Here is a 26,315-nt window from a genome sequence, read left to right on the forward strand (position 1 = left end):
CGCCCCTCGACTGAGATATATCCCGGCGGAAGGGTCTGTCGAAACGAATGCGTTACGTATGCATCTCCGGCGGCGTCGTTTCCTCGAGCGGCGCCGGGTCGACCGAATCGATGAAGCCGTCACCGGACGTGTCCGCTCGCCACGGATCGGTCCCCCACACCATCACTTCCTCGTAATCCGTGAGACCGTTGTTCGCCGTATCGAGCAGGGCCGGATGCGCAACCGCATCGGTCACTCGAGTCTCCAATTTCGTCTCGCCGTCCTCGGTGAATACCCGGTATTCTACGTCGATCGTCTCGTTGTCCGCTAGCCCGTCGCCGCTGGTGTCTCTCGCAACCGGATCGATGTTGATTCTCGGGAGGTCAGAAAGAGCTCCATAATATCTATCGAATAATCTGGGTATCACTGGGTTCGCTTCGGCAACCGCATCGGGGATTCCATCACCGTTCGTGTCGCGGAGTGTCGGCTCCGTCCGGTTGTCGGCAACCCGTTCGAACGTGTCGGGGAGATCGTCGGCGTCTTCGACGTGATAGTACTCACCACCGGTGATCGACGCGATCTCCTGGAGTTCCTGTTCGTCGATACTGCTCCCCAATCCGACGGTACTGATTTCGACGTCGTTGTCGGCTGCGTCTTCGGCAATAGCGATCGGATCCGGTCCACGATTGGTATACCCGTCGGACAGGAGAATGATCACCGACGACCGGTTCTCCCAGCCGTTCGATTCGAGCTCCTCGAGCCCGATCGTAAGCCCAGCACCCGTGTTCGTTAATCCGCCGGCCGACAGTTCGTCGATGCTGTCGTTGAGCGCATCGTGGTCTGTGGTCAATCCTTCGATGAGTGATGCTCCCGTGGAATAGCCGACGAGCCCAGCCTGCTCGTCTTCGGCCAGGGCAGCGACGAACCGCTGTGTCGCCGTCCGGGCGTTTCGGATCCGCGCCCCACTCATCGACCCACTCTCGTCGACGACGAACACGAAGTCCGCCTTCGCGATCGGTTCGCCGCCTCCGTCGTCGCCGTCTGCGAAGTGGCGATCCTCGAGGGTGATCGTCTCGGTGAGGTAGTCGTCCCATCGCTGCTGGTGGAACACCGAGAAGTACGAGAACGACTCGACCGTGGCCGTTGCCGTCCTCGCCTCCGGATCGATCTCGGTCTCGAGTGGCTCCCAGCCTGACGAGTCGGATTCATCCAGCGTGTACACGCTGAGATTGTCGGTGTCTTCGACGCCGTCAGCGAGCGGGATCGTCACCGTCGCTTCGTCGATCGGGGTACGATTCTCGATGCGGACGACCGGACCTGCCTGGAAGTCGTGGTCGGAGTCGGGCGTGTAGTCGGCGATCTCGACGTCGTCGTGGAAGAGTCCGTCGCCACCAGCTTCGACGGTCACACCGGACTTCTCGTCTTCGATCTCGACTTCGGCGTACTCGTCGGGGGCTGGTCGCTCGGGGACGACGTCGCCGTCGTCGACCTCGAGGATGAGCGTCTCCTCGACGCTTCGGTCAGGGTGACGCGTGGACGTCGCGGTGATCGTCAGCGTGCGATCCTGGACTTCCGGGCCCAGGTCGACGTGGATCACCCCGTCCGCCGAGCCGCCGGGGAGCAGATCCGCGAACAGGTCGATCGTTTCGGTTTCTCCGTCGTCGTACACGACGCTCAGCTCCTCGTAGGCGTACGGACGAACGTCGGTGACTGACACGAGTACTGGAGTCATTACTGTTCCGTCCTGTTCGATTGCCATCTGCTCCGTCAGCGTCAGCTCAGGCTCTGTACTGTCTGCGATAGGATCTAGCGCCGCATCGGCGTGCCGCCAGGCGTTCCGGTAGTGGAGTATCGCGTTTTTGCCCGAAGCGGAATCGCCCCGCTCCATCGCATCGACTGCATTACCGAGCGCACTTTCGGCTCGCTGCTCTTGGCCTGGCGTCTCGAACTCGTGGTCCGTGACGGTCTCGTACGCCGTTCGAATCTCGAGGCGGGCGCTCACGTTACTCGCCTCAACCAGCGTGGCTCGCTCATCACTGAGGTCGGTACCGGTCTCGGCCTCGAGGTGGCCGAGACGCTCGTGAGCGTCTCGCAGGTGCTCGAACGTCTCTTCGGACTCGGCTAGCGTGGCTTGCCGATACGTCCCGGTCGAAGCGTTTATCGACGAGACCGCCTCGTCACGCATGTCGGCGGCGTCGCCTTCGAGGTCGAGTGCCTCGAGTCGATCCATACCGTCGAACAGCAACTCTGCAGTGAAGTTCACCTCCACGTCGGGAATCGGGACGTTTGCATCCTCACCACGATCGTGGCCGGGGGAGCCATTGCCTTGCTGTCCATTTGGTGGGCCACCAACGTGACCCACCAAACTGCCGGAACTGCCCGGTTGACTCCCCTCTAGAACCGGCACCTGGTGTTCTCCCGCCGTATCCAATCCGTTCGCCAGTGCTGGTGTGGCAACGAGCGACGTTGTCATCAGCACCGCAAAGAATACTGTGGCTGCCTTGCTGAGCGCTATACCCATAGGAAATTTAACACTCTGGCATTATATCAAACTTCCTGCAAGTGCAGTATATGATAATATTGCAATACTGCCCGTCGCCGAAGGTGAGAGAGAGGGGCGGCGCTGAGCGAAGTGAAACTGGACTTCTCCCCTGGTTACGTACCCGGTTCACAACGCCGTGAACTGCGGAAAATCGTGGAAAGTGTTAACAATGGTGGGTTCCTTGGACGGATCATGTCTCTCGGTCCACATACTGAAAAACAGATCCAGCTTCTCGTCGAGGCTCACAATCGTACCATCCTGGACGTCCTTGACGAGACGGATCCTCCCCTTCACGTTACGGAGTTGGCGGACCGGTTGGTGTCCCGTAACGTGACAGTGGTCAACGCCGAAACGTACGACAAGCAGGTCGATCGAACGACCATCAGACTCCACCACGAACAGCTCCCGAAACTGGATGAGGCGGGGCTCGTTGCGTACGACCGCGAGGAACATCTCGTTACTCCTCGAGCGGTGACGCCGCCCGACGTAGACTGGCAACACTGGGCGGGACTCGACGACGTTGTCGCACACCTCTCGGCCAGTCACGATGGTGAGGGGAATTCGATCGGGGTGATCCAGGGACGTGAGTCGATCATCCAGTACGAGTGTCAGCTCAGTGATGGTGCGGCGGAGGAGCTGTTCACGATGTACGTCAGCACCGATCTCTTCGAAGACGAGTGCGTTCGGCGGGCGAAGAACGCAATCGCTCGAGGAGTGACGATATACGTCGGTTCGCAGAACGAGGCGGTCCGGGAGGTCAGTCGAGAACACTTACCGGAAGCGACCATCTGGGTGCCCCAACTCGACTGGTTGAACACGCCGACGTATCCGCGGATCGGCCGACTCGTCCTCGTGGATCGACGGAGCGTCGTGCTCGCTATTCTCGAGGAACCGCCGTCCAGCGAAGCACCCCCCGAGGAGACGGCTCTCGTCGGTACCGGCGAGGACAACCCGCTCGTCGTCCTCGTTCGTGAGTTGCTCGGCCCGCGGCTTGACCACCTCGACCACCAGAGCGACAGGTTCCTCTCCGAATTCCCTTCCAACAATGACTGACGACACCAGCAGCGACGGGCACGGCCCCGACGTCTCGCCACCGGATTCGAGCATCGTCTACGAGAACGACGAGGGAGTGCGTCCCAGCGAAGCCGTCGTCCGTGCCGTCGCATCGGTGACCAACACGGCAGTGCTCGATCTCGACCCGTTGTATGACGTCATCGATCCCGACCATCTCGATGGGATCTGCAACCGTACGGACCATAGCAACGCCCGCGAGGAGCGGTCGATTACGTTCCGTTTCAATGGGTGTCTGGTTACGGTGAACCAGCAGACGGTTCACGTTCAAACGGCGGTTGATCGAGCGACCGACGGGTGAACGAGCTGTGGGCGTTCTCCCGTCGTCTCTGTAAGCGCCCGGATCGTCTCCTCCAACACCACATCAGTCGGCGACTCCCCTCGCTCAGTAGTGCCAGGGGAACGCCGAGAAGTCCGGGTCGCGCCCTTCCACGAAGGCGTCTCGGCCCTCCTTCGCCTCGTCGGTCATGTATCCCAGCCGGGTGGCCTCGCCCGCGAACACCTGCTGGCCGACGAAGCCGTCGTCGGCCATGTTGAACGCGTACTTGAGCATCCGCATCGCGTTCGGGCTCTTCGCGTTGATCTCCTCGCCCCACTCGAGGGCGCGCTCCTCGAGTTCCTCGTGGGGGACGACTTCGTTGACCATCCCCATCTCGGCGGCCTCCTCGGCGGCGTAGGTCTTCCCGAGGAAGAAGACTTCTCGAGCCTTCTTCTGGCCGACCTGGCGGGCGAGATACGCAGAGCCGAAGCCGGCGTCGTAGCTGCCGACGTCGGGGTCGGTCTGGAGGAACTTGGCGTGTTCTTCGCTCGCGATGGTGAGGTCACAGACGACGTGCAGCGAGTGGCCGCCGCCGACGGCCCAGCCGGGGACGACGCAGACGACGACCTTCGGGATGTGGCGGATGAGTCGCTGGACCTCTAAGATGTGCAGGCGCCCCTGTTCGGACGCCCGTTTCTCGTCGCCTTCGTACTCGTAGCCCGCATCCCCCCTGATGGTCTGGTCGCCGCCGGAACAGAACGCCCAGCCGCCGTCTTTCGGCGACGGGCCGTTGCCCGTCAGGAGGACGCAGCCGACGTCGGTCTGGCGTTTGGCGTGGTCGAGCGCGTCGTACAGCTCGTCGACGGTTCCCGGCCGGAAGGCGTTTCGCACCGCGGGGCGATCGAACGCGATCCGGACGGTGCCGGAGTCGACCGCCCGGTGGTAGGTGATATCGCGGAACTCGAGTTCATCGACCGGCTCCCACCGATCCTCGTCGAAGAGTTCTGAAACCATGGTCTGGGGTCGGGTCGACGGCCCCAAATAGGTTCCCGTCGGCGGCGGCTCCGTCGCCAGTTCGCCGCCACCGCCGACGCCTCCGACCTCGGCGTCCAGTCGGCCGAGGTCTCGCCTCGAGTCGTCGCTGGTGGCCAGGCGGCTGTGGCTGCCCCGGAAAAATTTAAGTGCTACCGAATGCCACATTCGCGTATGGCTACAGTAGAGCCGATCTCGCTCGAGGAAGGGAAAGACCTCACGCGCAAGACGATGATCTTCGTCATCGTCTGGTCGCTGATCTTTCTCGTCGCGGCGGTCGTCCTGATCCTGTTCGGCGGCGGATTGATGGGCATCTTCGTCTGACGGATCGGAACGTACCACTCGGCACCCTCGCGACCGGCCCGCCGTTCGCCGAGTGTTGAGTGAGAAGGCCGTCCCGCAGCGAGATCCGAGCGATTTTTGAGCCGTCGTTCGTACTGTCAGTCAGTCGATGGGCGAGACCTACTACGACGTGCTCGGCGTCCCTCCCGACGCCTCCCAGGACGAGATCAGGGCGGCGTACCGCGAGCGCGTTCTCGAGACGCACCCCGACCGGAGCGACGATCCGGACGCCGCCGAGCAGTTTCAGCGGGTGACGACCGCCGAGGAAGTGCTGAGCGACGAGACCGAGCGGGCGCGGTACGATCGGCTCGGACACGACAGCTACGTCGGGCTGAGCCAGTCCGGCGGCCGGGCGGGGTTCACCAGTCGCTCGTCCGGCTCGACCGGTTCCGGCTCGAGCCGTCGCGCCAGGCGCGAACCCAGTCACCACGCGCGCCACCGGCGCAGTCGTGAGCGCCAGACGACCGAGGCGTCGTCGGCCGCCGAGTGGTTCGTCGGCGACGACCAGTCGAACGCGGATCGAACGGACCGTGATGGGCCCGAGCGAGCGCAGACGTTTGGCGGCTACAGCGTCCACGACTGGGACGACGAGGTCGACCTCGAGGACGATCGCCCGCCGATGGATCAGTCGACGTGGGTCATCGTCGGCTGTTTCGTTCTGCTGTACCCCGGACTCGTCTACGCGAGCGTCGCGCCCGGGGTCCCCGTGTTCGTCAACGTCACGATCGCCGCCTGTACGCTGTTGCTCGTCGGCTACCTGCTCACCATGCCCCGTATCGCCATGGCCGCCTTCGGCTTCTGGAGTGCGCTCGTGCCGTTTGGCCTCCCGATTGCCACTGGACTCGAGCCCCTCTCGCTGCTCGGATCGCTCGCGATCGGCGCCTTCTGGGTTCCGTTCGGCTACGCGGTGGCCGTCTGGTGGGTCCTCCGTCGCTAGGTCGAAGCGTGTGCACGCCGACCATCAGCGGGCATTTCGCCCCCATTTCTGACGAAAAGCCGTTGGTTTTGACACTCCGGATTGAAAGGTGGCCGTGGAGACCAGTGGCTAGCCGGTGTCTCACCAGGGAGCTACGTCTTGAGGATCCGTTCGCCGACTGGTTCCAGATCCTCCTCGAACTCGTGCACGGTGGTGCTATCCGAGAAGAACCCCACGAACCGAGCCGTCTCCTCGCCCGTATTGCGGAAGCCGTGTGGTTCCATGGCCGGGATCACTACCAGCTCGCCCGCCGCGAGTTCGCCGGTCGCGTCCCCAACCCGGGCCTCTATCCCGTCACCTTCGAGGCAGAGCACGAGCTCTTCGGGGCTGTCCTTGTGCGTTCCCAGTTCCTTTTCTGGAGGAATCTCGAAGTAGACGACGGTGTGTCCACCCGCCAGTTCGAGTCCGGTGGTCGCCGGAAACGCCGGTGAGAACGGAAAGTTCGCGCGAACCTCCATGTCCGAGCCTGCCTGCGTCATCTCGACGAGTTCGAGGTCGTCGAACCTGATCGCCGTCAAGTTCGCTGTGGAGGTATCGGTGTCAACTGCGTGTTTATCGGGGATGTTTTTCACATCTATCACCGTTAATCATACAGGCTTCGGACCCATATATAGTCGTGGTGCTTGCTATCGTGTGCCATGACTTTGCTTGTGCCAGCCAGCTTCCTCCCGGAAATCGAGCACCAGATGCCTCCCTGATATGTGATTGAGTCAGCACAGCGTTCCTGAAAGCAGCCGGATTATACGGTGGAGTGTCGCTCGATCGGAGGGTGGTCCGGGATCAATCTGGCAGCGAACAGGTAGGCTGGACGGTCGAACTCGACTGTCGTCACCTGCCGCCGACCGCGTCCCGAACCTCCTGCTCGAGTGCCTCCCGCCGTCGGTGACTCGATTCGGCGTCGAACTCGAGAGCGAGCACCTGCGTCCCGCTCGAGGTAACCGACTCGCGGTAGACGTCCTCGAACAGCGTCGGCTCGACGCGGACGAACTCGAGGTCGTACAGCTCCTCGAGGGGGTCGAATTCGAGGCCGTGGGGCGTCTTGAACTGGCCGGTGAAGGGTGGATCGAACGCCTCGATGGGGAGCAGGTGGAAGATGCCGCCGCCGTCGTTGTCGACGAGGACGATCGTCGCGTCGACGCCACAGCGCTCGAGCGCGAGCAGGCCGGTCAGGTCGTGGTAGAAGGCGAGGTCGCCGGTCACGCAGACGAGCGGCTCGTCGGTCGCGCTGCCGGCGCCGAGGGCCGTGCTCGCGATGCCGTCGATGCCGCTCGCCCCGCGGTTCGCGAGCACCGTGAGGTCGGCCCCGCGGGGCCGGCCGAACCGGTCGGCCTCCCGGACGGGCATGCTGTTCGAGACGAACACCGTCGCCGGATCGGGGGCGTGCTCGAGGACCGACGCGAGAATCGCCCCCTCGAACGGCTCGGCGGCGAGCGTCTCGGGGTCGACCGCGCCCGCTCGGACCTCCCAGTGGCGGCGTTCGGCCTCGCGAAACCGCTCGAGCCACGCCGTCTCGGCTGCCTCCCGTCCCGCATCCTCCTCGAGGACGTCCGTCACCGCGGCGAGCGTCGAGACTGGGTCGGCTGCCACGAGATCGGTCGCGGTGAACGTCGCTTCCCGCCAGCCGCCGGCGGGGTCGAGCAGGAACTGCCGACACGGCGCGTCCCGCAGGTAGTGGGTGAGCGTCTTCGACGTCGGCGACGCCCCGAACCGGACGACGACGTCGGGGTTCGGAAGCGCCTCGAGGTAGGCGTCGTAGCCGCCACAGACCAGGGCCCCCGGGACCTCGACGTGGGGGCCGAAGCGGACGTCCGAGAGGGGGTCGGCGAGCACCGGTGCCCCGGTCGCGGCGGCCAGCGCAGCCACGACGTCGGCGTCGACCCCCGGCGGGTCTGCCGGTCCGGCGACGAGCAGCGGCCGGTCGGCGTCCTCGAGCGCGGCCGCGATTCGCTCGATCTCGACGCTCGGGAGCGTCGTCGTCCCCTCGACCGTCTCGACGAACGGTCCGTCCCGACCCCGTCCGGCGAGCGTCTCCTCGAACGCTTCGGGGACGTCACCCGGAACGTCGACGGGCTCGAGCGGCTTGCGGAACGGGCAGTTGAGGTGGACGGGACCCGCCGGGACGCGGGTCGTCGCCGCGAGTGCGCGGGCAGCGGCCGTTCGGAGCATCCGCACCTTTCGCTCGTCGGCTTCGGGTTCGGGGAGGTCGACAGCCCACCGGACGGCGTCGCCGTAGAGGTCGACCTGGTCTATCGTCTGGTTGGCGCCGCTGTCCCGGAGCTCCGGCGGCCGGTCGGCCGTGAGCACGAGCAGCGGCACCCGTGCGCGGTCGGCCTCGATCACGGCCGGGTGGAAGTTCGCCGCCGCCGTCCCCGACGTACAGACCAGCGCCGTCGGCTCGCCGGTCCGCCGGGCCCGCCCGAGCGCGAAGAAGGCCGCCGACCGCTCGTCGAGGTGTGAGTAGCCCTCGATCCCGGGGTGGGCGTCGAACGCGACCGTCAGCGGCGTCGATCGACTCCCCGGCGCGATACAGACAGCCTCGAGGCCGCCCGCGACGAGCTCGTCGACCAGCACGCGGCCCCACAGCGCGTTGCGGTTCGGTGCGGGCATCGTCATCTGAGCTCGTCGAGGACCGGTCGGAACTTCAGCTGTACCTCGTCCCACTCCTCTTCGGGATCGCTGTCGGCGACGATGCCGTTGCCCGCAAAGAGCGTCACCGCGTCGTCGGCCGCGACGCCCGATCGGAGCGCGACCGCGAACTCGCCGTCGCCGTCGCCGTCGAACCAGCCGACGGGGGCCGCGTACCAGCCCCGATCGAAGGGTTCGATCTCGCGGATCGTCTCGAACGCCGCCTCGAGCGGGAGGCCGCCGACCGCCGGCGTCGGGTGCAACGTCTCGACGATCTCGAGGACGTGTCGGTCGGTTTCGAGCGTCGCTTCGATCGGCGTCCGCAGGTGCTGGATGGTTGCGAGCCGTCGAATCGTCCGGTCGGCGACGCGAACCTCACCCGCCAGCGGCTCGAGCTGGGCGCGGATCGTCTCGGCGACGAGGCCGTGTTCGCGCTCGAGCTTCCCGCTCTCGAGCAGGCGTTCGGCGAACGCCTCGTCTTCCTCGGGCGTCCCACCGCGGGGGACCGAGCCCGCGAGCGCTTCGGTTTCGATCCGACGGCCGTGCATCGAGACGAGTCGCTCCGGCGGCGCCCCGAAGAAGGTCGCTCCCTCGCCGTGATCGATCATGAACCGGTAACAGTTCGGATACCGACGTCGCAGACGCTCGAGCGTCGCGGCGACGTCGACCGGTACCTCGAGGTCGGCCGTGAGCGCCTGCGCGAGGACGACCTTCTCGAGATCGTCACCCGCGATCCGCTCGAGGGCTGCCTCGACGCCCGCCGTCCACTGCTCGCGGGAGGTCGTCCGGCGGAGGCCGGCGATTCCGGGGTTGGCCCCGCTCGAGCGCATCGCCGGCAGATCGTCGAGTTGTTCCGTCCAGTAGTCGAGTGCGTCGGCAGCGTCCGCAGCGCTCGATTCGACGACCGTCAGCCACGTGCCGTCGTCCGTGCGGGTGACCTGCAGTTCGGGGACGACGAACGTCGCCGCTTCGAAGCCGCGCCACGGCGGTTCTGGCTCGTGATCGGCGTGAAAGGCGAGCCCGCCGAACGCTCGAGGGCGGCTGGCGGCGGGCCCCTCGTACTCGAGGGCGGCGAACCGCCGCTCGGCGAGTTTGCGGACGTGGGCGAAGCGATCGGGTCCGATCGCGGAAAACCGGGCGGCGACGCCACAGCCGACCACCTCGAAGCCGTCGGGCGTCGTCCACTGGAGCCGCGGCGAGCCGTCGACGTCGAGTGCGGCGCCGAAGGAGACGTCCTCGAGTTCCCTGCTTCGGCTCACCAGTGGCTCGTCGACGGGTTCCATCCCCGCGGCCAGCCGTCCGTCGCTCGACGCTCGATCCATTGAAACGGACTCGGGACCGTTGTGCCTTCAGCCTAACTATCCGCCATCGCGGTGTGTCTCGTCAGCAGTCCTGACGCTCGGTGGCCGACGATGGCTACCCGTATCGCTCCTCGTTCCACGGGTTCGCCGTCTCGGAGTAGCCCCGACGTTCCCAGTAGCCAAGCACCGGTTCGGTGAGAAATTCGACGCCATCGACCCACTTTGCCCCCTTGTAGGCGTACTTGTGTGGGGTGACCACGCGAAGGGGCCCACCGTGGTCGGGCTCGAGTGGCTCGCCGTCGAACGCCCACGCGAACAGGACCTCCTCGCGCAGACAGTCCGAAAGCGGGAGATCGGTCGTGTAGTCGTCGAGCGCGGAGAACAGGACGTGACTGGCGTCGTCGTGGATCCCGGCTCGCTCGGCGAGTTCGGTGAAGGGGACGCCCGTGAACTCACAGTCGAATTTACTCCAGCCGGTGACGCAGTGAAAGTCCTGGCGCTGGGTCACCGAGGGCAGCGACGTGAACTCATCCCAGGTGAACGAGAGGGCGTCGTCGACGGCGCCGGTGACGGTGAACTCCCACGTCTCGGGATCCCACGTCGGCGTGGCACCCTTCGAGAGGACCGGAAACGCCGTCGTCTCGCGCTGGCCGGGCGGGAGCCGATCGTCGCCGAACGCCTCGTAGAGGTCCGTGACGTCTTCCATACTCGGAGTCGGGCCCGAACTTACGTAGGTGTGACGCCTCGTCGAATCCCGGCCAAACCGAACGCCGCCCCCGGTATGCTGTGCGAAGGCGGTAATGTCCCGGTGGGATAACGGGTACTTCCGTCGGATAAACCCACGATTCCGGCGACGGGGGCCTCGCTGAAACCTACCGAAACCCACCGAAACGGTCGGCCTCGATCGCAGATCGGTCGGACTGGCCGGGATACCCTCTTTATAACCAAGTATCGACTCGTCAACGCTCCCCCTGTATGGCGAGTAAACAGCAGATGACAGAACGGGAAGTGTCCGGACAGGCAGCACAGGAAGTCGGCGAACAGGCGCTCGGCCCAGCCTTCCTCGCGTCGGCCGCCTCCGTCGGGCTAGCGTGGTACTACTTCTTTATCCGCGGCGACCGACAGCGAGGACTGTTCGTCGGCCTCTGGCCGCCGACGATCCTCGCGTTCGCGAGTTACTTCAACCAGCGCAAGATGCGCTCACAGCTCGATGCCATCACCCAGCCGGGAACCACGCTCCGGAACGCGATCGACTCGATGATGGGGAATCGGTAGCGACGTCAATCCGCTCTCCGTCGCCGGCACTCCACCGCAAAGACTATTTCCAGTACGAACAATTTTTCTTTTCAGTCGGTACATTATCCCCGTCAGTGTTAAATACCCCCTCACCGAAAGCCGAATCAGATGCCGAAAGTCGAGATCAACATACCGGAACACCTCGAGATGCAGATCGCGCAGATGGTCGAGCGCGGGGAGTTCGTAAACCGGGAAGAAGCGATCGAGGACCTGCTGTCGACCGGGATCAAAGCCTACAAGACCAGCGGCCCGATGGACGAGGAGGAGCCGGGACTCGAGAACGACGGGATGATGGGCCACGACGACGAGTACGTCTTCTAACCTCGTCTTTTTTCCCTCCGCACGACCTCACAGCGTGAGTGCCAACGGGAGGACGAACGCGACGGCGAGCCCGACGAGCAAGACGACGAAGCCGAGTCCGGCGTTGCCGGTCGGAAACTCGCTCATCGGCGCCGTGGTCCGTCCCTCGAGGTCGTGTCCGACGTCGGCCGCCGAGTCGTGGTCGACGGCGGGTTCGGTGTCCTCAGCCATGGCCTGAGGTTGTCGGCTGACTCACTTAACTGCTACTGAACGCCGAGTCCGGCGCGTCGGAACTGCCTTACAACAGCCCGTCGTACCGTCGGAGCGATGAACGTCGTCGACGCCCTGAACGCCGACGCCGGGACGCTCTGTGTGGTCGGCGCCGGTGGCAAGAAGACCACGCTCTACGCGCTGGCGAACCGACTCGAGCGGGCGGTCGTCACGGCGACAGTTCGCATTCCCATTTTCGACCACCACGTCGACGCCGTCCGAGTGACCGACGACCCTCGAGGTGCACTCGCGGACGCGACGTATCCGCTGGGGCTCGTCCCGGCGCGCGAGCGGGAGGATCGGTATCGCGGGTACGACACGGAGACGGTCGCCGCCATCGCCGAGGCCCACGACGGCCCCGTACTCGTGAAAGCCGACGGGGCCCGGATGCGGGAGTTCAAAGCACCAAACGAGCGCGAACCGCAGCTGCCAGCCGTGGCGGACGTGGTCGTCCCGATTGCGAGCACGCACGCGGTCGGCCGCCCGCTCACCGACGAGGTCGTTCACCGACCCGAACGCGTCGCCGCTTGCACGGACCTCGAGCTCGGTGACCGAATCACTCCCGCGGCCGTCGGGCAGGTGCTCGCGAGCACAGACGGCGGACTGAAGGCCGTCCCCGAGAACGCGACGGCGATCCCGTTGCTCAACAAGGTCGACGACGGCGAGGACGAAGCCGTCGCTCGCGAGATTGCAGCGACGATCCACGAGCACGCGGACGTTCCTCGAGTCGTCTTGGCGCGAATGCACGACGCATCGGTCGTCGACGTGATATAACTGTAATCTATTAAATTTGAAACGAATCGTTTTACGAGAGCCGCCCGTACGGACGGACGAGACCCATGTCCATGCAGAACGCCCGGTCGTTGGTAGACGACAGCGCGATTACGTTCGATGCGGCGACGACCGTCGAGGCCGCGATCGATGAGATCCGGACGTCCACGGGGGACGACGAACCGACCGTCTACTACGGCTACGTCCTCGACGACAGCGGTCGCCTCGAGGGCGTGGTTTCGGTGCGAGAGCTGCTGAACGCCGAGGAGGCGGCCTCGCTCGCCGACGTGATGCAGAGCGACGTCGTCTCGGTGGAGGAGTCGGCGTCGATCGGCGACATCGCCAGGAAGCTCGCCGAGCACGGGTTCCCACTGCTCCCCGTCCACGATGCTGACGCGGCGTTCCTCGGCGTCGTTCGAGCCGAGGACGTTCTCGAGGCGCTCGAGGAGGGTGCCTCGAAGGCGGCCCTCCAGTCGAGCGTGAAAGACGTCCAGTACGATCCGAGCGAGGAAGGCCAGTACGAGTGCTTCGAGTGTGGCGCAGTGGTCGCCGCCATCGGGAGCCCCGGATCGTGTCCGGAGTGTGGAAGCGAACTCCGCCACCGCCGGACGACGATCGAGTGACTCGAGTTCCTCGTGCGTCGTCGACTACTCCCCCGAGAGGTCCACAGCGGCTCGCTCGAGTTCCTCTCGCGTGTTGACGTTCCGGAACGTCTCCCGGCTCGCGTGCTCGAGCAGTTCCGCCTCGTCGACGACGACGTAGTCGAGGTCGAACAGGGGCTCGATGATTTTTCGCTCGTCGCGCTCGATCGCGTCGGCGCAGGCCTCGGCCATCGCTTCGGCGTGGTAGACCGCCTGCGTCGTCTGGAACCAGCGATCGTCGAGCTGCGCGAGGGCGGCTTCGTGGTCGGCCGCCCGGTCGAAGAGGTGACGGACGAAGGCGGGCTCGACGAACGGCATGTCACAGGCGACGACGACGGCGTACTCGCTCTCGACCGCCCGGAGGCCGGTCCGAATCCCCGCCATTGGCCCGAGATCCGGCTCCTCGTCGAACGCGAACGTGACCTCGAGCGGGTAGCTCGCCATCGCCGCCTCGATGGCAGCCTGCTGGTCGTGCCGGCAGTTGATCACCATCGCCCCGACGACGTCGACGAGCCGATCAGCGACGCGACGGATCATCGGCGTCCCCGCGAGCTCGGCGACCGCTTTGTCGGTCTCGCCAAAGCGGGTCGAGCGGCCGCCGGCGAGGATCACTCCCGTCTCCATGGACAACGCTCAGCGCCGACGGTCAAAAGCTCTGTTCCGCGGCGTCGGTCGACGGGCGGGACCGACTCGCGTTCGGATCGATCCGGTTCCGGTGTCGAGGCGCGATCCGGCGATGAACGTCCGACGCCCGGTGTCGAGCCCCGATGAAAAATGAACGTCCGACCCCGGGAGTCACGTTCCCGGTACGTTTATGTCCGTGACCACGAGCCTGTGTGTATGGCAGTGAACGTCTCAGAATTCGATCACCCGGCGTGGCTGACGGCGGTCGGCACGGTCGTCGGCTACCTGTTGATCCTCGTGGTCATGACCGTGGTGCTGTTCGTCGTGCCGTGGCTGCTCTTCGCCGCGCTGTAGAGTGACACCGGTTTCTCGAGTCGACCGGCGACGTGAGTTCCGACTCGAGGGTCGTTCTCCAGTTGCGGTTTCGACTTGCGGGGCGTCCTCGAGCGGGTGCGGCAGCTCGCGATCGCTTCGTTCGAACAGGAGTAGCCGATCGGACGGGACGGGGGCTCAGGCGAACGTCTTCGAGACCTCGTCGCTCTCGTCGCTCTCGGCTTGCACTTTCTTCCAGGCCTCGTGGAAGTCCTCCATCCGGATCTCGGTGCGGTCGTCACGGATGGCGAACATGCCCGCTTCGGTACAGACGGCCTTGATGTCGGCACCCGACGCCTCGGTCGCTTCCTCGGCCAGGGCGGCGAAGTCGACGTCGTCGGCGACGTTCATGTCGCGGGTGTGGATCTGGAAGATGAGTTCGCGACCCTCCTCGTCCGGCTTGGGAACCTCGATGAGGCGGTCGAATCGGCCGGGCCGGAGGATGGCGCGGTCGAGCATGTCGAAGCGGTTGGTCGCGGCGATGATACGGATCTCGCCGCGCTCTTCGAAGCCGTCCATCTCGCTGAGCAGCTGCATCATGGTGCGCTGGACCTCGGCGTCTCCCGACGTTTTCGACTCCGTCCGTTTGGCCGCGATGGCGTCGATCTCGTCGATGAAGATGACGGCGGGCTCGTGCTCGCGGGCGACCTCGAAGAGGTCGCGGACGAGCTTTGCGCCCTCGCCGATGAACTTGTGAACCAGCTCGGAGCCGGCCATCTTGATGAAGGTGGCGTCGGTCTGATTGGCGACGGCCTTCGCGAGCATCGTCTTGCCCGTCCCCGGCGGGCCGTAGAGCAGCACACCCGACGGCGGCTCGATGCCGACGTCAGTGAACATCTCTGGCTTCTCGAGGGGCATCTCGACCGTCTCGCGCACTTCCTGGAGCTGCTCCTCGAGGCCACCGATGTCCTCGTAGCTGACGTCCGGGCTCTCGGTGACTTCCATCACCCGGGCACGCACGTCCGTCTCGCCGGAGAGGGTCTTGACGATAGAGAGAGAGTTGTTGACGGCAACGCGCGCGTCGGGGGTGAGCTCGTCGCGCATTTCGTCGGTCACCTCCGTCAGCGCCTCCTGGTTGTTGCCGTGCTGTTTGATGATGACCCCGTCGTCGGTGAGCTCCTGGACGGTGGCGACGAACAGCGGCGACTGCTTGAGCTTCTTGTTCTCGTGGGTGAGTCGCTCGAGTTTCTGCTGGTACTTGTTGTTCTCGGCGTTCGCGTCGAGGAGCTTATCGCGCATCTCCTCGTTTTGCGACTCGAGGATCTCAAGTCGTTCCTCGAGTGCCAGTATTTTCTCCTGTTGGGACGCCTCGTCCTCGTCGTATGGGAGGTCGACGTCGTCCACAGTGTCGCTCATCACCACCCCGTAGGTGATAGCTTCTTAAGAGGCTTCGGGTCGCTACAGCAGGTTCTCGGCCGACGTATGAAATTACTAGCACGAATAGAAGAGAACAGCAAATATTATTACTCTGTATGTACAATCCCGTTCTACGATGAGCACGACAGAGACGCTACGCCAGGAGACGACATCGACGGGAACGTGGGAGGACGTCCGAGACCTCCCCCCGAGTGCGAAACTCGTCGCGAAGGTCCTCGAGTACAACGACACGATGACCCAGCAGGAGATCGCCGAGGAGACGCTGCTGCCCGCACGCACGGTCAGATACGCACTGAATCGACTCGACGAAGAGAACGTCGTCGAATCTCGCTTTTCCTTCTCCGACGCCCGCAAACGACTCTACTCGCTGTGCATCGAGCCTCGAGACTGAGTGTTCGGCTGCGTTCCTGCACGACGGCCGCTCGAGCGTGCCCCACTCCATTAGTCAATCGCGCCACACGATATTTGTTGAATTAACTCCTCGTTTCAGAACGATGAGCGAACGACCTCTCACTGATCCAGCGCTGGATCCGCGACTGGGCGGGCGGCGAGCGTTTCTCACCACGATCGCCACAGTCGGTGCTGGTGCGCTCGCCGGTTGCCTCGGTGACGACGACGGCGTTCCAGAGCCGATCGCCATCGCGGACGATCACTACTGCCCGATGTGTAACATGGTTGTTGTCAACCACCCGGGGCCGGCCGGACACGCCTTCTACCCCGAGGAGGCGGAGGCTCGAGCGGAACAGGACGGCGTGGTGCCATACTGTGCGAGCACGTGTGCGTACGAGCACTACTTCGAAAAAGAAGAACACGGCCACGAGCCGATCGTGCTCTACCTCACAGACTACTCGAAGGTCGACTGGGAGGTCTACGAACAGGGCGGACAACTGTTCATCACCGCTCACTTCGCCGCCGAGGACCACACCGCCGCGACCGACCTCGAGTTCGTCGTCGACAGCGACGTGCTGGGGGCGATGGGTGAATCGGCGATCGGCTTCTCCGACGCGGCCGACGCCGACGCGTTCGCCGAGGAGTACGGTGGCGGACGCTACGACCACGACTCGATCACGCGTGAGCTAATCGAGAGTCTCGGATTCGTGTGAACCGATGACGGGTATACGTTCCGATATCGACGACACCGCACGCAGCGGACGCTACGATACTTATGCGTAACGGAACCCTGATCGTCGCGTGTTCGCTCCTCGTCGGCGTCCTCTCGCTCGGGGCCGTCGGACTGTTCGTCGCCGACGTCGGCTCGACGACTCCCGAGCCCGTACCGTTCGACGAGACGGTCCAGATGGGGACCGAGTTCGACGACGACCTCGAGACCGAACAGCAAGTCGACTTCCCGAACGCACAGGTGTTCTATTCGCAGTACCGAAACGTCGTTGGCTACCCCGGCGTCGAACGATTCGTCCACGAACACAACCAGGACGGTCACGAACAGCGGTTCGGCTATCCGCTGGCCGTCTACGTCAGCGACTTCAGCGGAACGGACCTCGAGTTGACCGAGGCGGGCTATCCGCGTGCGACCGGCGACGTCGGGTGGACCGACGCTGAGTCGGCGCTGTTCGTCGTCGGGAGCGACGCGCGAACCCCCGCCGGTGAGACGGTCGTTCCGTTCTCGAGTCGGGACGACGCCGAGTCTTATGCGGCGGCGTACGGGGGAACCGTGCTGACCTGGGCCGAACTGCTCGAGCAGGAGTTTGCAATCGAGGACGCCGCCACCGTCCGCGAGCGCGTCGACGAGCGGCTAGTGGCGGCCGACGAACTGGTCGCGACGGTGCAGGCAGACAGCGACCGCCCGGTGGCGAGCGTCGTCGGCGAGGACGCTGACACGATCCAGAAGGCGATCGACGCGGCCCCGCCGGAGACGACGGTCGTCGTTCCAGAGGGTACGTACGAGGAGTTGCTCGAGATCGACCGGCCGGTCACGCTGGCTGGCGACGGTAACGTGACGATCCGCGGCGACGGCGAACACACCGTCATCGACGTCCGTGCCGACGGTGTGGCCGTCCGGAACCTCCGGATCACCGACGTCGGCGAGACGACGCGCCCGGAAGAACAGGACACCGTGAGCGATAGCGGGACCGATGGCGACACCGTCCTCGAGCTGGCGTACGCGGCTGGAGATGCGGGGGTTTCCGTCGACGGCGCGACTCGTGTGCTGGTCGAGGACGTGACGATCGAGACGCCGGCGAACGGCGTCTTGCTCCGTGACAGTCCGGAGACCGTCGTCCGGAACGTCTCCGTCTACGGCGGCGACGACTGGTCCGAGGCGTACATGGGTGTCATGACGATGCGCTCGGCAGACGGCGTGATCGAGAACTCCACGTTTCGGGACGGCCGTGATGGAATCTACACGCACCGCTCACACGGACTCGTCTTTCGGAACAACACCCTCGAGCGAAACCGGATCGGCGTCCACCTGATGTACACCTCCGAGACCGTCATCGCGGACAACGAGGTCAGGAACGCGGAGATCACCGGGATTCACGTCATGACGAACCCACACCGGAACGCCGTCGTCGGGAACGAGGTCAGAAACAGTCCCACGGGGCTGCGAACGGAAGGCTGGAACTCCTACGTCGCCGGGAACGTCGTCGTCGACAACGGGCTCGGGATGACGACCGAAGCGGGGAACTCGATCTACGAGGGGAACGTCGTCGCCGGAAACGACGAGGGCATTCGGGCGACGCACCTGCTGCCGACCAATCGCGTCGTCGGGAACGATTTCCTCGACAACCACGTCCACGCGACCGCCCGGGACGGAACGCTTCGGATCTGGACCGAAAACGGCGTCGGCAACTACTGGGGCGGTGCGGTTGGACGCACCGATGGGGTGGTCATCGATCGGTCCTACTCCGCGACCGATCCCATCGACAGTCGCCTGCACCGAACCGGTGGCACGCCAGCACTCGGTCAGTCGCCGCAGTTCGACGAACTGTCGACCCTCGACGGGACCGTCGCCGGAATGCGCGAGGCGAGTATCGTCGACACGGCCCCACGCTGTGCACCGGCGAATCCGGAACTGCTCGAGTCGGCCGGACTGGACGTCGTCCACAACTGTGACGACGTCACGCCCTGAATCCGGGCTCGGGTGTCGTCGCGGGCCGTCACCGATGCCCTCGAGTGATGGCCAGTCACCCCTCGTCTTCGTCGCCGCTGCCGGCGTCGGCACGCTCGACGTGAGCCGTTCGCTCGACGGCGGCGCCAACGTCTGGTCCCTCGAGGACGACCGTCACGGTGTCGGTGACGACGCCGGTCCGATCCCCGGCGACGCTCACGTCGACGGTCACTGGCTGTGCGAGCGAAAACGGCGGCGTCGGCTCGAACGCGAACGCGTCAGCCTCGAGGACGGTGACGGTCACGTCCTCGAGTCGAGAGTCGATGGTGAGCGTCGCGTCCGATTCCGAGACCGGCTCCGAGAGGACGCCACCCTCGAGGGAGAGGGACGCCTCGTCGTCGGCCGTGTCGACGGCTGCTGCGTGGCCAACGCCGACGCTCGAAACGGCCTCGGTCTCCGCGAGGAGCGCGAGTGACGAGCCACCGGCCAGTGCGGCGAACAGGTGGCGACGGGTCAGTTTCATCGGCCGTCGTCACCTCCGTCCCGTGGCCGAGATAGTCGGCTCCGCTGTGTGGCTCTTTCACGGTGGGCTGTCGGCTCCCATCCCATCGTTTTGCATAACTCCGATACTACTGGATACCTGTTTTGGCACGACTCTCTAATCGTAAGATTAGATCTACTGTTCATTTTTGCAGGTACGTTAGAGCATTCGTGGAATGCGCCAAAAATTGTTAATCAATACTGTTCGTCACAGTGAACGTACCATGACGGTGCGAGATACACGGCGGGAGTCTCGGAACCGACCGAAAGAACCGTGTCGGCTGCCGAACGGGGTGAACTGAGATGGAGCGACGAACGTTCCTGCTGGGGTCGACGGCCGCTGGCGTCGGCTTGCTGTTCGGGACGGGCGCGTTCAGTGCTGCCGGGACCGGCCACGGCGTCACGATCGAAACCGGCGACGGCTACCTCCACGTCGACGTCAACGAGGAGTACGCGGGTGAGGCGGACAACTACGTCGACGACCCCGACGGCGAGCCCCTCTCGCTCACCATCGACGAGGTCAGCGAGCACGGCTGGATTCGCTTCGACGATCTGCTCCGGGTGACGAACACGGGTACGCAAGACCTCGGGCTCTACGTCGAGAACCAGGCGTTCCTCGGCCCAGACGGAATCCTCGATTATCGGGTCGACGGAGACTCGATCGTTGGCGAGAGCACCGAGGACACCGACGTCGTACTCGAGGGGCTCGACACGGCCGAATCCGACGAGGACAACAGCGTGACGGTGACGGTCAGGGTCGACATGACCGATCACGACGAGTCCGACCTCCCCGATCCGGACGAGACGACCGTGCTGTTCGTCGCCGGAGAATCCACTGACGAGATCGGCGACGAAGACGACGCTGACGAGCTCGAGCGTGACACCACTGCCCCGTCGACTGTCGAGGTCGGCGAGGAGGCCGCTCTCGAGGTCGAACTCGAGAACACGACCGACGAAGCGCACACGACTGAGCTCACCGTTACGATCGACGACGCTGTGGAGCACGACGGACAGGTCACCGTCGACGTCGGGACGACGTGGACGGAGTCGTTCGAGTTCGACACGGGCGAGGAGCGGACAATCGACTGGGAGGTCGAAACCGACGTGGGCGTCGACAGCGGCACGCTCGAGGTCACCGAGGACAGCAACGAGGGCGACGACGGCGGCTACGACCTCGAGGTCGAGACCACGGGCACGATCACCCCGCGGGAGGTCGCGGAGGTCACGGCGACGATCACCAACGACGCCAGCGAACAGGTGTCGGGGACCGTCAGCCTCGACTTCGCTCAGCGGCTCCACCCCGGCGACGGACTGGACGTCGACCTCGAGGCCGACGTCGACGCGTATCCCGATCGAGACTTTGCCCAGGGCGATCCGGACTATCACTGGCTCGACCGCGGTGAGTACCCACAGGAACACCTCGAGCAGGAGGTGACCGTCGACGCCGACGAGAGCGAGGAGGTGACCTTCGAGGTGCCGGCCGCCTACAAGAATCTCGAACTGGGCGACCTCACGCTCAAAGAGAACGATCTCGAGGTGACAGTCGACCTCGACGGCGAAATAGAGACCGACGAGGAGACGCTGACGATCGAGGACGCGACGGTCGAGTGGTTCCAGCCCGACGGCGATAAGTGGTGTCCGGTCTGTAACATGGCGACCGAGATGTACGAAGCCTGGCACGCGATCATTTCCCACGAAGACGGTAGTCGCCCCGAGTTCTGTTCGACGGGCTGTGCCGTCCAGTACTGGGTCAAGCCCGGCTGGTTCATCGAGAACATGCGCGACGACACGTATCGTGGCATGAATCCGGCGACCGCCGAGGATAACCTGGTAACGATGTGGGCACCGGACTTCACCGACATCTCCGGTGAGGAACTGACCGACCATCCGGGCTACGAGGAGTTCATCGACCACCGCGATGGCTACATCGTCCTCGACGACGACACCGTCTCGAAGTTTTCCACGCCGATGGGCGGTGGCAGCCCGGTCTGTTTCGCGGACTACGACGACGCGGTCGACTACGTCAACGGCGACCTCGAGAATCTGCCCGACGACGTCGACATGAGCAACGTCACCGAGGACGACATCGTCACCCTCGAGGAACTCGACGAGGAGAACACCGCGGTTTACGACGGCTCGGGACGAATCACATGGCGGGAGTGACTCTTCGAGGTGTCCCGTGCACGCGGGAACTTGCTGTTTCGACGCCGGCCGTGAGAGATCACCAACCAGTCTTGCAGTTCGGTACGCTCCCATGAAGCGGCGAACGTTCATTCGTGACAGTAGTATTGCACTCACGCTATCGGTTGCAGCGGGCTGTCTCGACAGTGATGACGGTTCGCAAGCGAGTGTCGACGGCACACTCGAGGTGACGGCCGACGCGACGGGCCCCATCACTCCTCGTGAGCTTGCCGAGGTGACGGTCACGATTCACAACGACACCGACGACCAGGTGTCGGGTACGGTCGGTCTCGAACTCGACCGAGTCACTCCTGGGGTACAGCCCGGGGAGTTCCCCGAACGAGATTTCGAGGCGGGAGACGCCGACTTTTTCGGGTTCGTGATCGATCGGCCCGACGCGCCGTTCGAAGCGACAGTGAGCGTCGACGCTGGCGAAGACGAGACGGTCAGCTTCGAGATTCCTGTGTCGTACGAAAACCTCGAGCTGGGCGGGCTCACGCTTCGGGAGAACGAGCTCGAGGTCGTCGCGGACGTCGGTGGTGAGACCGTCACCGACGAGGTGGCCGTTACGATCGAGGATGCGACAGTCGAGTGGTTCCAGCCAGACGCCGGGAAGTGGTGTCCGGTCTGTAACATGGTGACCGAAGAGTACGAGGCCTGGCACGCGATGGTGACGCACGCCGACGGCAGCCGTCCGGAGTTCTGTTCGACGGGTTGTGCCGTCCAGTACTGGGTCAACCCAGACTGGTACCTCGAGTACAACGAAGACGACGACACGTACCGGGGGCTCCACCCCGGTACTGACGCTGCCGAGCTGGTGACGATGTGGGCGCCCGACTTCACCGACATATCGGGGGAGAGACTCACCGACCACCCCGGCTACGAGGCGTTCATCGACATGCGAGATGGCTACTTCGTCCTCGACGACGACACCGTCTCGAAGTTTTCGACGCCGATGGGTGGTGGCAGTCCGGTCTGTTTCGCCGACTACGACGACGCGGTCGACTACGTCGACGGCGAGCTTCCGAACCTCCCCGACGACGTCGACATGGGCAACGTCACCGAGGACGACATCGTCGAACTCGACGACCTCACGAAAGAAGCCGTGGCAGTCTACGATGGGATGGGACGGTTCTCCTGGCGTGACTGATGTTCTCGGTCGCGTCTGACGTGACTGCTGTTCTCGGTCGCACCACCGACCAGAACGTCGTCTCGCTTTCGGAGCCATCGGTTGCCACCGGCTCCGTCAGCGAGGAACCAGTATCCGATCAATCGAGGATCCAATGAACAGACGAACCTACCTCAAGTACAGCGGTATCGCACTGACGACGGCGGCTGCCGGCTGCCTCGACACCGACGGACCCATCGAGGGACAGCTCCGAGTCACCGAATCGCCGGAGCGGGTGACTATCCGGGAGGCGATTGAGTTCGCCGTTACGGTGGCGAACGAGAGCGACGCGGCCCAGGAAGTAACCGTCACGGCGGACGTAAACGGGGAACGTCACTCGGAGCCGACCACTGTCGCTGGTGGCGACAGCGAGACGGTGACCGTCGCGGTCCCGACCGGCTACGAGCAAGTCGAGGCGGGAGCGCTCACGCTCGGGGAAAACGAGTGGATGGTCGAGGCCGACGCGATTTCGGGCTCTGAACGCGGGACGGTTTCGCTGCAAGACGCTTCGGTCGAGTGGTACCAGCCGGACAGAGAGAAACTCTGTCCCGTCTGTAATATGTTCACAGAACGGTACGAAGGATGGCACGCGCAGGCGACACACGCCGACGGCAGCCGGATCGAGTTCTGTGCGCTCGGCTGCGCCGTCGAATACTGGGTCCACCCGGAGGCACACGAGTCTGAGATGGGGTACGACGGCAAACACGAGGGAACCGTCGAGAACGAACTGGAGACGATCTGGGCCCCAGATTTCACCGACGTGGACCTCGATCCCGACGACGGGAGTTCCTCGGCCCACCCGGGTTGGGAGTCGTTCATCGACATGCGGGATGGCTACTTCGTCCTCGACGGTCGGACGTTCCGAAAGTTCACGACGCCGATGCCTGGCGGCAGTCCCGTCTGTTTCGCCGACTACGACGACGCGCTCGCGTACGTCGACGGCGACCTTCCGAACCTGCCCGACGACGTCGACATGGAAAACGTCACCGAGGACGACGTCGTGACGCTCGAGGAACTCGCCGACTCCGGCGCCGGCGAACTGTACCGGGAAGAGTACCAGCCGTGAGAGCCGATGGTCGTCAGCTGGCATCAGGGGGAACACGATGAGCGACCGTCCAGCCAGGGTGGTGCTTCAGGTCGTATTGCTGGCGTCGATCGTCGCCGTCGTCGCCGGGCAGCTGCTCGGACAGCCGATCCTGCTCGGCTACGTCACGAGCGACAGTATGTCGCCAACGATCGACGACGGTGACGGCTTCGTCGCCGTGCCGACCATCGTGACCGGCGAGGTACAACCGGGCGACGTGATCGTCTACGAGTCGGTCGACGGCGAGCTGGTGACACACCGTGTCGTCGAGGAGGCGACCGAGGGGTACGTCACTCGCGGCGACGCGAATCCAGTGACCGACCAGGACGAGGGCCATCCGCCCGTTCGGGACGAACGCATCGTCGCGACGGCGCTCCAGATCGGTGGAACGGTCGTCACCATCCCCGCCCTGGGTACCGCGGCGGCCGAAGTCGGAGCCGCCACCGAAACTACCCAGCGCTGGTTCGCCGATGCGGTCGGACGCGAGCCCGCCGGTGGGGGTTCCAGACTCGCCGCCCTGGTACTGGTGCTGTCGCTCGTCGGGTACGCACTCGAGACCGTCCGTGACCGCTCTCATCGGCGACTCGAGACACGTGTCGACGACCTCGGACTCGCTCCCCGTCGTGCAGCCGTCGCCTTCGCGCTGTTCGTGGTGCTCGTCGCGACGGCGGCGATGGTCGTCCCGGCAGGCACCGGCTCGTTCACCGTCGTCAGCTCGGAGCCAGCACCGGATGCGACGTTGGTAGCGCCACCAGGCGAGACTGTCGAGACGTCTTACCGGGTCTCTAACGCCGGCTTCGTTCCGATCGTCACCTACCTCGAGCCGACGGCCCCCGGCGTCGACCTCGAGCGCGAGACGGTGGCCGTACCGGGACGTGAGAGTTCGTCAGTCGGGGTCTCGCTCACGGCACCCGAAGCCACGGGTCACTACGAACGTACTGTGACCGAGCGTCGATACCTGCACGTGCTGCCCCGCTCGACGATCGACGAGCTCTACGGCGTCCATCCGTGGGCTCCGCTCGTCGTGATCGTCGCCGTCCTCGGTTGCTGTGCGTACGTCCTGGGACGGCTCCTGGCAGGGACCGACGATGCGCAGACGGCGCGACGACGGATGCGTGCTCGTCGACGCACCGGGCTGTTTCGATCCGACCGACCATGACCAACGTTCAAACTGCCGATACGAGGTCGAACCGATGACGAACGAGACACTGCTGCGCTGGCGCGTTCGCCTCGTCGACCGGCGACTGCTCGCGGTTCTCGCGGTGGTCTGTCTGCTGGGTATCGGCGGCTGGCTGACCTACACGGCACACGTCGATCCCGGTGAACGAACCGAAGAACGGGTGGTCGACGCGTGGTCGATGACCGGGACGCTCTCCCACGAGGCGGCCGTCGTCGAACCGAACCCGCTCTACGGGGAGTGGCCCGAGGACGCCGACGGGAACGCGACGGCAGACGCAAACGAGTCAGCCACCAACGGAACCGACGCCGCGACTACTGTGGCTGCGTCCACCGCCGAGACGGCTGTCAAGCCAGTCGTCCTAACCGACCGGCCGCTGTACTACACCTCCCTCTCGCCGACGGCACGCGGCGCGGTCACCACCAGCTACGACGCCACACGCGGCGAGGACGTGGCCGTCACCCTCGAGCTCGAGCTCGTCTCCCGGGCGGCCGACGGCGACGTGGTCTACTGGGAGGAGACAGAGCGCCTCGCCTCCGTCCAGGAGACGGACGTCGGTCCCGGTGAGGACGTCGTCGCCACGTTCGAGGTGAACGTCTCCCAGATCGGTGACCGGATCGACGAAATCGAACGGGGGCTGGGTGCGAGCCCCGGCGAGACCGAGACCTTCGTCGACGTCGAGACCACGCTCGAGGGCGAGATCGACGACGAACGGGAGTCTGTGGGCCGGACCGACCGGATCGACCTTGCGGTCGAGGAGAACACCTACCGGTTCGACGCCGACGACCCCTTCGAGGAGACGAGTACCGACACGGAGACGGTGACCGTCACCCGGTCGTCCGGACCGCTTCGAACCGTCGGTGGGCCGTTGCTGCTCGCCCTCTCGATCGTCGGTATCGGGACGCTCGGCGCGGTACACGCGTTCTGGTGTCCGTCCGACGCCGAGCGAGCGTGGATCGACTACCTCGACGACCGTGTGGCGTTCGAGGAGGTGTTCGTCAGGGCCGAGCTGCCGCCAGCGGCGACGAGTGGCCCGGTCGCGGAGGTCCCGACGCTCGCAGAGCTCGCACGGCTGGCGATCGACGTCGACTCGGTCGTCCTCGAGGAACCGGACCGACTCCGATACCTCGTCCAGCACGAGGGGACGACGTACGTCTACACACCACCTGCAACCCCGAACGAGCCGTCGTCGGATCGAGCCGGTCGGACAACAGATGCGGGTGAGAAGCCGGGTCTGTGATCGACTCCGCTCGTCCGCTCGAGGGTCGAGATCACTTTCGCTCCGGTCACGGAATCCCTTTAGTCACCGCCCCGTAATGA

General features: G+C 64.9%; 27 protein-coding genes. 17 read left to right on the forward strand and 10 right to left on the reverse strand.

Features of this window, described 5'->3' with window-relative positions; all coding sequences use genetic code 11:
* Positions 1-52 precede the first annotated feature (52 nt).
* The gene (locus NMQ09_RS17350) at positions 53-2,242 is read right to left on the reverse strand and encodes a vWA domain-containing protein (RefSeq protein ID WP_255191837.1); all 2,190 of its coding nucleotides are present in this window, start codon (positions 2,240-2,242) and stop codon (positions 53-55) included.
* A 471-nt stretch (positions 2,243-2,713) separates the two neighbouring features.
* Here NMQ09_RS17350 and NMQ09_RS17355 point away from each other — a divergent pair, with 471 nt between their 5' ends.
* Both NMQ09_RS17355 and NMQ09_RS17360 read left to right on the forward strand, forming a co-directional pair.
* Entirely contained in the window at positions 2,714-3,574 is an 861-nt protein-coding gene (locus NMQ09_RS17355) for a DUF7344 domain-containing protein (protein ID WP_425607245.1), read from the forward strand.
* Positions 3,567-3,893 (forward strand): HalOD1 output domain-containing protein, encoded by a 327-nt coding sequence (locus tag NMQ09_RS17360; protein ID WP_255191839.1) that lies wholly within the window; start codon positions 3,567-3,569, stop codon positions 3,891-3,893. The genes NMQ09_RS17355 and NMQ09_RS17360 overlap by 8 nt, the downstream gene beginning before the upstream one ends.
* Positions 3,894-3,977: 84 nt before the next feature.
* Here NMQ09_RS17360 and NMQ09_RS17365 read toward each other — a convergent pair whose 3' ends face one another.
* Positions 3,978-4,865 carry a 1,4-dihydroxy-2-naphthoyl-CoA synthase gene (locus tag NMQ09_RS17365; RefSeq protein WP_255191840.1) on the reverse strand — a complete coding sequence of 296 codons (888 nt, stop codon included), beginning with the start codon at positions 4,863-4,865 and terminating at the stop codon, positions 3,978-3,980.
* 192 nt (positions 4,866-5,057) lie between these two features.
* On the opposite strand from NMQ09_RS17365, the gene NMQ09_RS17370 reads away from it, so the two are divergent.
* Positions 5,058-5,207 (forward strand): hypothetical protein, encoded by a 150-nt coding sequence (locus NMQ09_RS17370; RefSeq protein ID WP_255191841.1) that lies wholly within the window; start codon positions 5,058-5,060, stop codon positions 5,205-5,207.
* A gap of 127 nt (positions 5,208-5,334) precedes the next feature.
* On the forward strand, positions 5,335-6,162 hold the full coding sequence (locus tag NMQ09_RS17375) for a J domain-containing protein (protein ID WP_255191842.1): 828 nt from the start codon (positions 5,335-5,337) through the stop codon (positions 6,160-6,162).
* 131 nt (positions 6,163-6,293) lie between these two features.
* Here NMQ09_RS17375 and NMQ09_RS17380 read toward each other — a convergent pair whose 3' ends face one another.
* From NMQ09_RS17380 to NMQ09_RS17395, 4 genes are all read right to left on the reverse strand, one after another.
* Positions 6,294-6,719 (reverse strand): cupin domain-containing protein, encoded by a 426-nt coding sequence (locus tag NMQ09_RS17380; protein WP_255191843.1) that lies wholly within the window; start codon positions 6,717-6,719, stop codon positions 6,294-6,296.
* A gap of 310 nt (positions 6,720-7,029) precedes the next feature.
* Entirely contained in the window at positions 7,030-8,808 is a 1,779-nt protein-coding gene (gene menD, locus NMQ09_RS17385) for a 2-succinyl-5-enolpyruvyl-6-hydroxy-3-cyclohexene-1-carboxylic-acid synthase (protein ID WP_255194612.1), read from the reverse strand.
* 2 nt (positions 8,809-8,810) lie between these two features.
* On the reverse strand, positions 8,811-10,148 hold the full coding sequence (locus NMQ09_RS17390) for an isochorismate synthase (protein WP_255191844.1): 1,338 nt from the start codon (positions 10,146-10,148) through the stop codon (positions 8,811-8,813).
* 94 nt (positions 10,149-10,242) lie between these two features.
* On the reverse strand, positions 10,243-10,833 hold the full coding sequence (locus NMQ09_RS17395) for a sulfite oxidase-like oxidoreductase (RefSeq protein ID WP_255191845.1): 591 nt from the start codon (positions 10,831-10,833) through the stop codon (positions 10,243-10,245).
* 269 nt (positions 10,834-11,102) lie between these two features.
* On the opposite strand from NMQ09_RS17395, the gene NMQ09_RS17400 reads away from it, so the two are divergent.
* The gene (locus tag NMQ09_RS17400; RefSeq protein ID WP_255191846.1) at positions 11,103-11,402 is read left to right on the forward strand and encodes a hypothetical protein; all 300 of its coding nucleotides are present in this window, start codon (positions 11,103-11,105) and stop codon (positions 11,400-11,402) included.
* Between the two features lie 129 nt (positions 11,403-11,531).
* Positions 11,532-11,744 (forward strand): DUF7120 family protein, encoded by a 213-nt coding sequence (locus tag NMQ09_RS17405; RefSeq protein WP_255191847.1) that lies wholly within the window; start codon positions 11,532-11,534, stop codon positions 11,742-11,744.
* A gap of 27 nt (positions 11,745-11,771) precedes the next feature.
* On the opposite strand, the gene NMQ09_RS17410 is transcribed toward NMQ09_RS17405, so the two are convergent.
* Positions 11,772-11,954 carry a DUF7550 family protein gene (locus NMQ09_RS17410; RefSeq protein WP_255191848.1) on the reverse strand — a complete coding sequence of 61 codons (183 nt, stop codon included), beginning with the start codon at positions 11,952-11,954 and terminating at the stop codon, positions 11,772-11,774.
* Between the two features lie 96 nt (positions 11,955-12,050).
* On the opposite strand from NMQ09_RS17410, the gene yqeC reads away from it, so the two are divergent.
* Together yqeC and NMQ09_RS21095 are read left to right on the forward strand one after the other, a co-directional pair.
* Positions 12,051-12,767, forward strand: coding sequence for a selenium cofactor biosynthesis protein YqeC (gene yqeC / locus NMQ09_RS17415; protein WP_255191849.1), 717 nt, complete (start codon positions 12,051-12,053; stop codon positions 12,765-12,767).
* Between the two features lie 65 nt (positions 12,768-12,832).
* Complete coding sequence (locus NMQ09_RS21095) at positions 12,833-13,387, forward strand: rubrerythrin-like domain-containing protein (protein WP_345781270.1); 555 nt, start codon at positions 12,833-12,835, stop codon at positions 13,385-13,387.
* Between the two features lie 24 nt (positions 13,388-13,411).
* Here NMQ09_RS21095 and NMQ09_RS17430 read toward each other — a convergent pair whose 3' ends face one another.
* A complete protein-coding gene (locus tag NMQ09_RS17430) occupies positions 13,412-14,029 on the reverse strand; it encodes a molybdenum cofactor guanylyltransferase (RefSeq protein WP_255191850.1) in 618 nt (205 codons plus the stop codon).
* A 216-nt stretch (positions 14,030-14,245) separates the two neighbouring features.
* Here NMQ09_RS17430 and NMQ09_RS17435 point away from each other — a divergent pair, with 216 nt between their 5' ends.
* Entirely contained in the window at positions 14,246-14,383 is a 138-nt protein-coding gene (locus NMQ09_RS17435) for a hypothetical protein (RefSeq protein ID WP_255191851.1), read from the forward strand.
* A 156-nt stretch (positions 14,384-14,539) separates the two neighbouring features.
* On the opposite strand, the gene pan1 is transcribed toward NMQ09_RS17435, so the two are convergent.
* Positions 14,540-15,757, reverse strand: coding sequence for a proteasome-activating nucleotidase Pan1 (gene pan1, locus NMQ09_RS17440; protein WP_255191852.1), 1,218 nt, complete (start codon positions 15,755-15,757; stop codon positions 14,540-14,542).
* Between the two features lie 136 nt (positions 15,758-15,893).
* On the opposite strand from pan1, the gene NMQ09_RS17445 reads away from it, so the two are divergent.
* The 3 genes from NMQ09_RS17445 to NMQ09_RS17455 all read left to right on the forward strand — a co-directional run bounded on the left by NMQ09_RS17445 (position 15,894) and on the right by NMQ09_RS17455 (position 18,866).
* Positions 15,894-16,169, forward strand: coding sequence for a MarR family transcriptional regulator (locus NMQ09_RS17445; RefSeq protein WP_255191853.1), 276 nt, complete (start codon positions 15,894-15,896; stop codon positions 16,167-16,169).
* Between the two features lie 103 nt (positions 16,170-16,272).
* Positions 16,273-16,881: a nitrous oxide reductase accessory protein NosL gene (locus NMQ09_RS17450; protein ID WP_255191854.1), complete on the forward strand. Its 609-nt coding sequence runs from the start codon at positions 16,273-16,275 to the stop codon at positions 16,879-16,881.
* Positions 16,882-16,943: 62 nt separating this feature from the next.
* Complete coding sequence (locus NMQ09_RS17455; RefSeq protein ID WP_255191855.1) at positions 16,944-18,866, forward strand: NosD domain-containing protein; 1,923 nt, start codon at positions 16,944-16,946, stop codon at positions 18,864-18,866.
* 55 nt (positions 18,867-18,921) lie between these two features.
* Here NMQ09_RS17455 and NMQ09_RS17460 read toward each other — a convergent pair whose 3' ends face one another.
* Positions 18,922-19,368, reverse strand: coding sequence for a hypothetical protein (locus NMQ09_RS17460; protein WP_255191856.1), 447 nt, complete (start codon positions 19,366-19,368; stop codon positions 18,922-18,924).
* Positions 19,369-19,688: 320 nt separating this feature from the next.
* Between NMQ09_RS17460 and NMQ09_RS17465 the strand changes: the two genes are divergently transcribed.
* From NMQ09_RS17465 to NMQ09_RS17485, 5 genes are all read left to right on the forward strand, one after another.
* Complete coding sequence (locus NMQ09_RS17465) at positions 19,689-21,548, forward strand: nitrous oxide reductase accessory protein NosL (protein WP_255191857.1); 1,860 nt, start codon at positions 19,689-19,691, stop codon at positions 21,546-21,548.
* A gap of 91 nt (positions 21,549-21,639) precedes the next feature.
* Positions 21,640-22,716 carry a nitrous oxide reductase accessory protein NosL gene (locus NMQ09_RS17470; RefSeq protein ID WP_255191858.1) on the forward strand — a complete coding sequence of 359 codons (1,077 nt, stop codon included), beginning with the start codon at positions 21,640-21,642 and terminating at the stop codon, positions 22,714-22,716.
* A 133-nt stretch (positions 22,717-22,849) separates the two neighbouring features.
* Positions 22,850-23,800, forward strand: a complete 951-nt coding sequence (locus NMQ09_RS17475) for a nitrous oxide reductase accessory protein NosL (protein ID WP_255191859.1) — start codon at positions 22,850-22,852, stop codon at positions 23,798-23,800.
* A 37-nt stretch (positions 23,801-23,837) separates the two neighbouring features.
* On the forward strand, positions 23,838-24,977 hold the full coding sequence (locus NMQ09_RS17480) for a signal peptidase I (RefSeq protein ID WP_255191860.1): 1,140 nt from the start codon (positions 23,838-23,840) through the stop codon (positions 24,975-24,977).
* 34 nt (positions 24,978-25,011) lie between these two features.
* Positions 25,012-26,235 carry a DUF5305 domain-containing protein gene (locus NMQ09_RS17485; RefSeq protein WP_255191861.1) on the forward strand — a complete coding sequence of 408 codons (1,224 nt, stop codon included), beginning with the start codon at positions 25,012-25,014 and terminating at the stop codon, positions 26,233-26,235.
* Positions 26,236-26,315 lie beyond the last annotated feature (80 nt).

The organism is Natronobeatus ordinarius (genome assembly GCF_024362485.1).
GTDB classification, from domain to species: domain Archaea; phylum Halobacteriota; class Halobacteria; order Halobacteriales; family Natrialbaceae; genus Natronobeatus; species Natronobeatus ordinarius.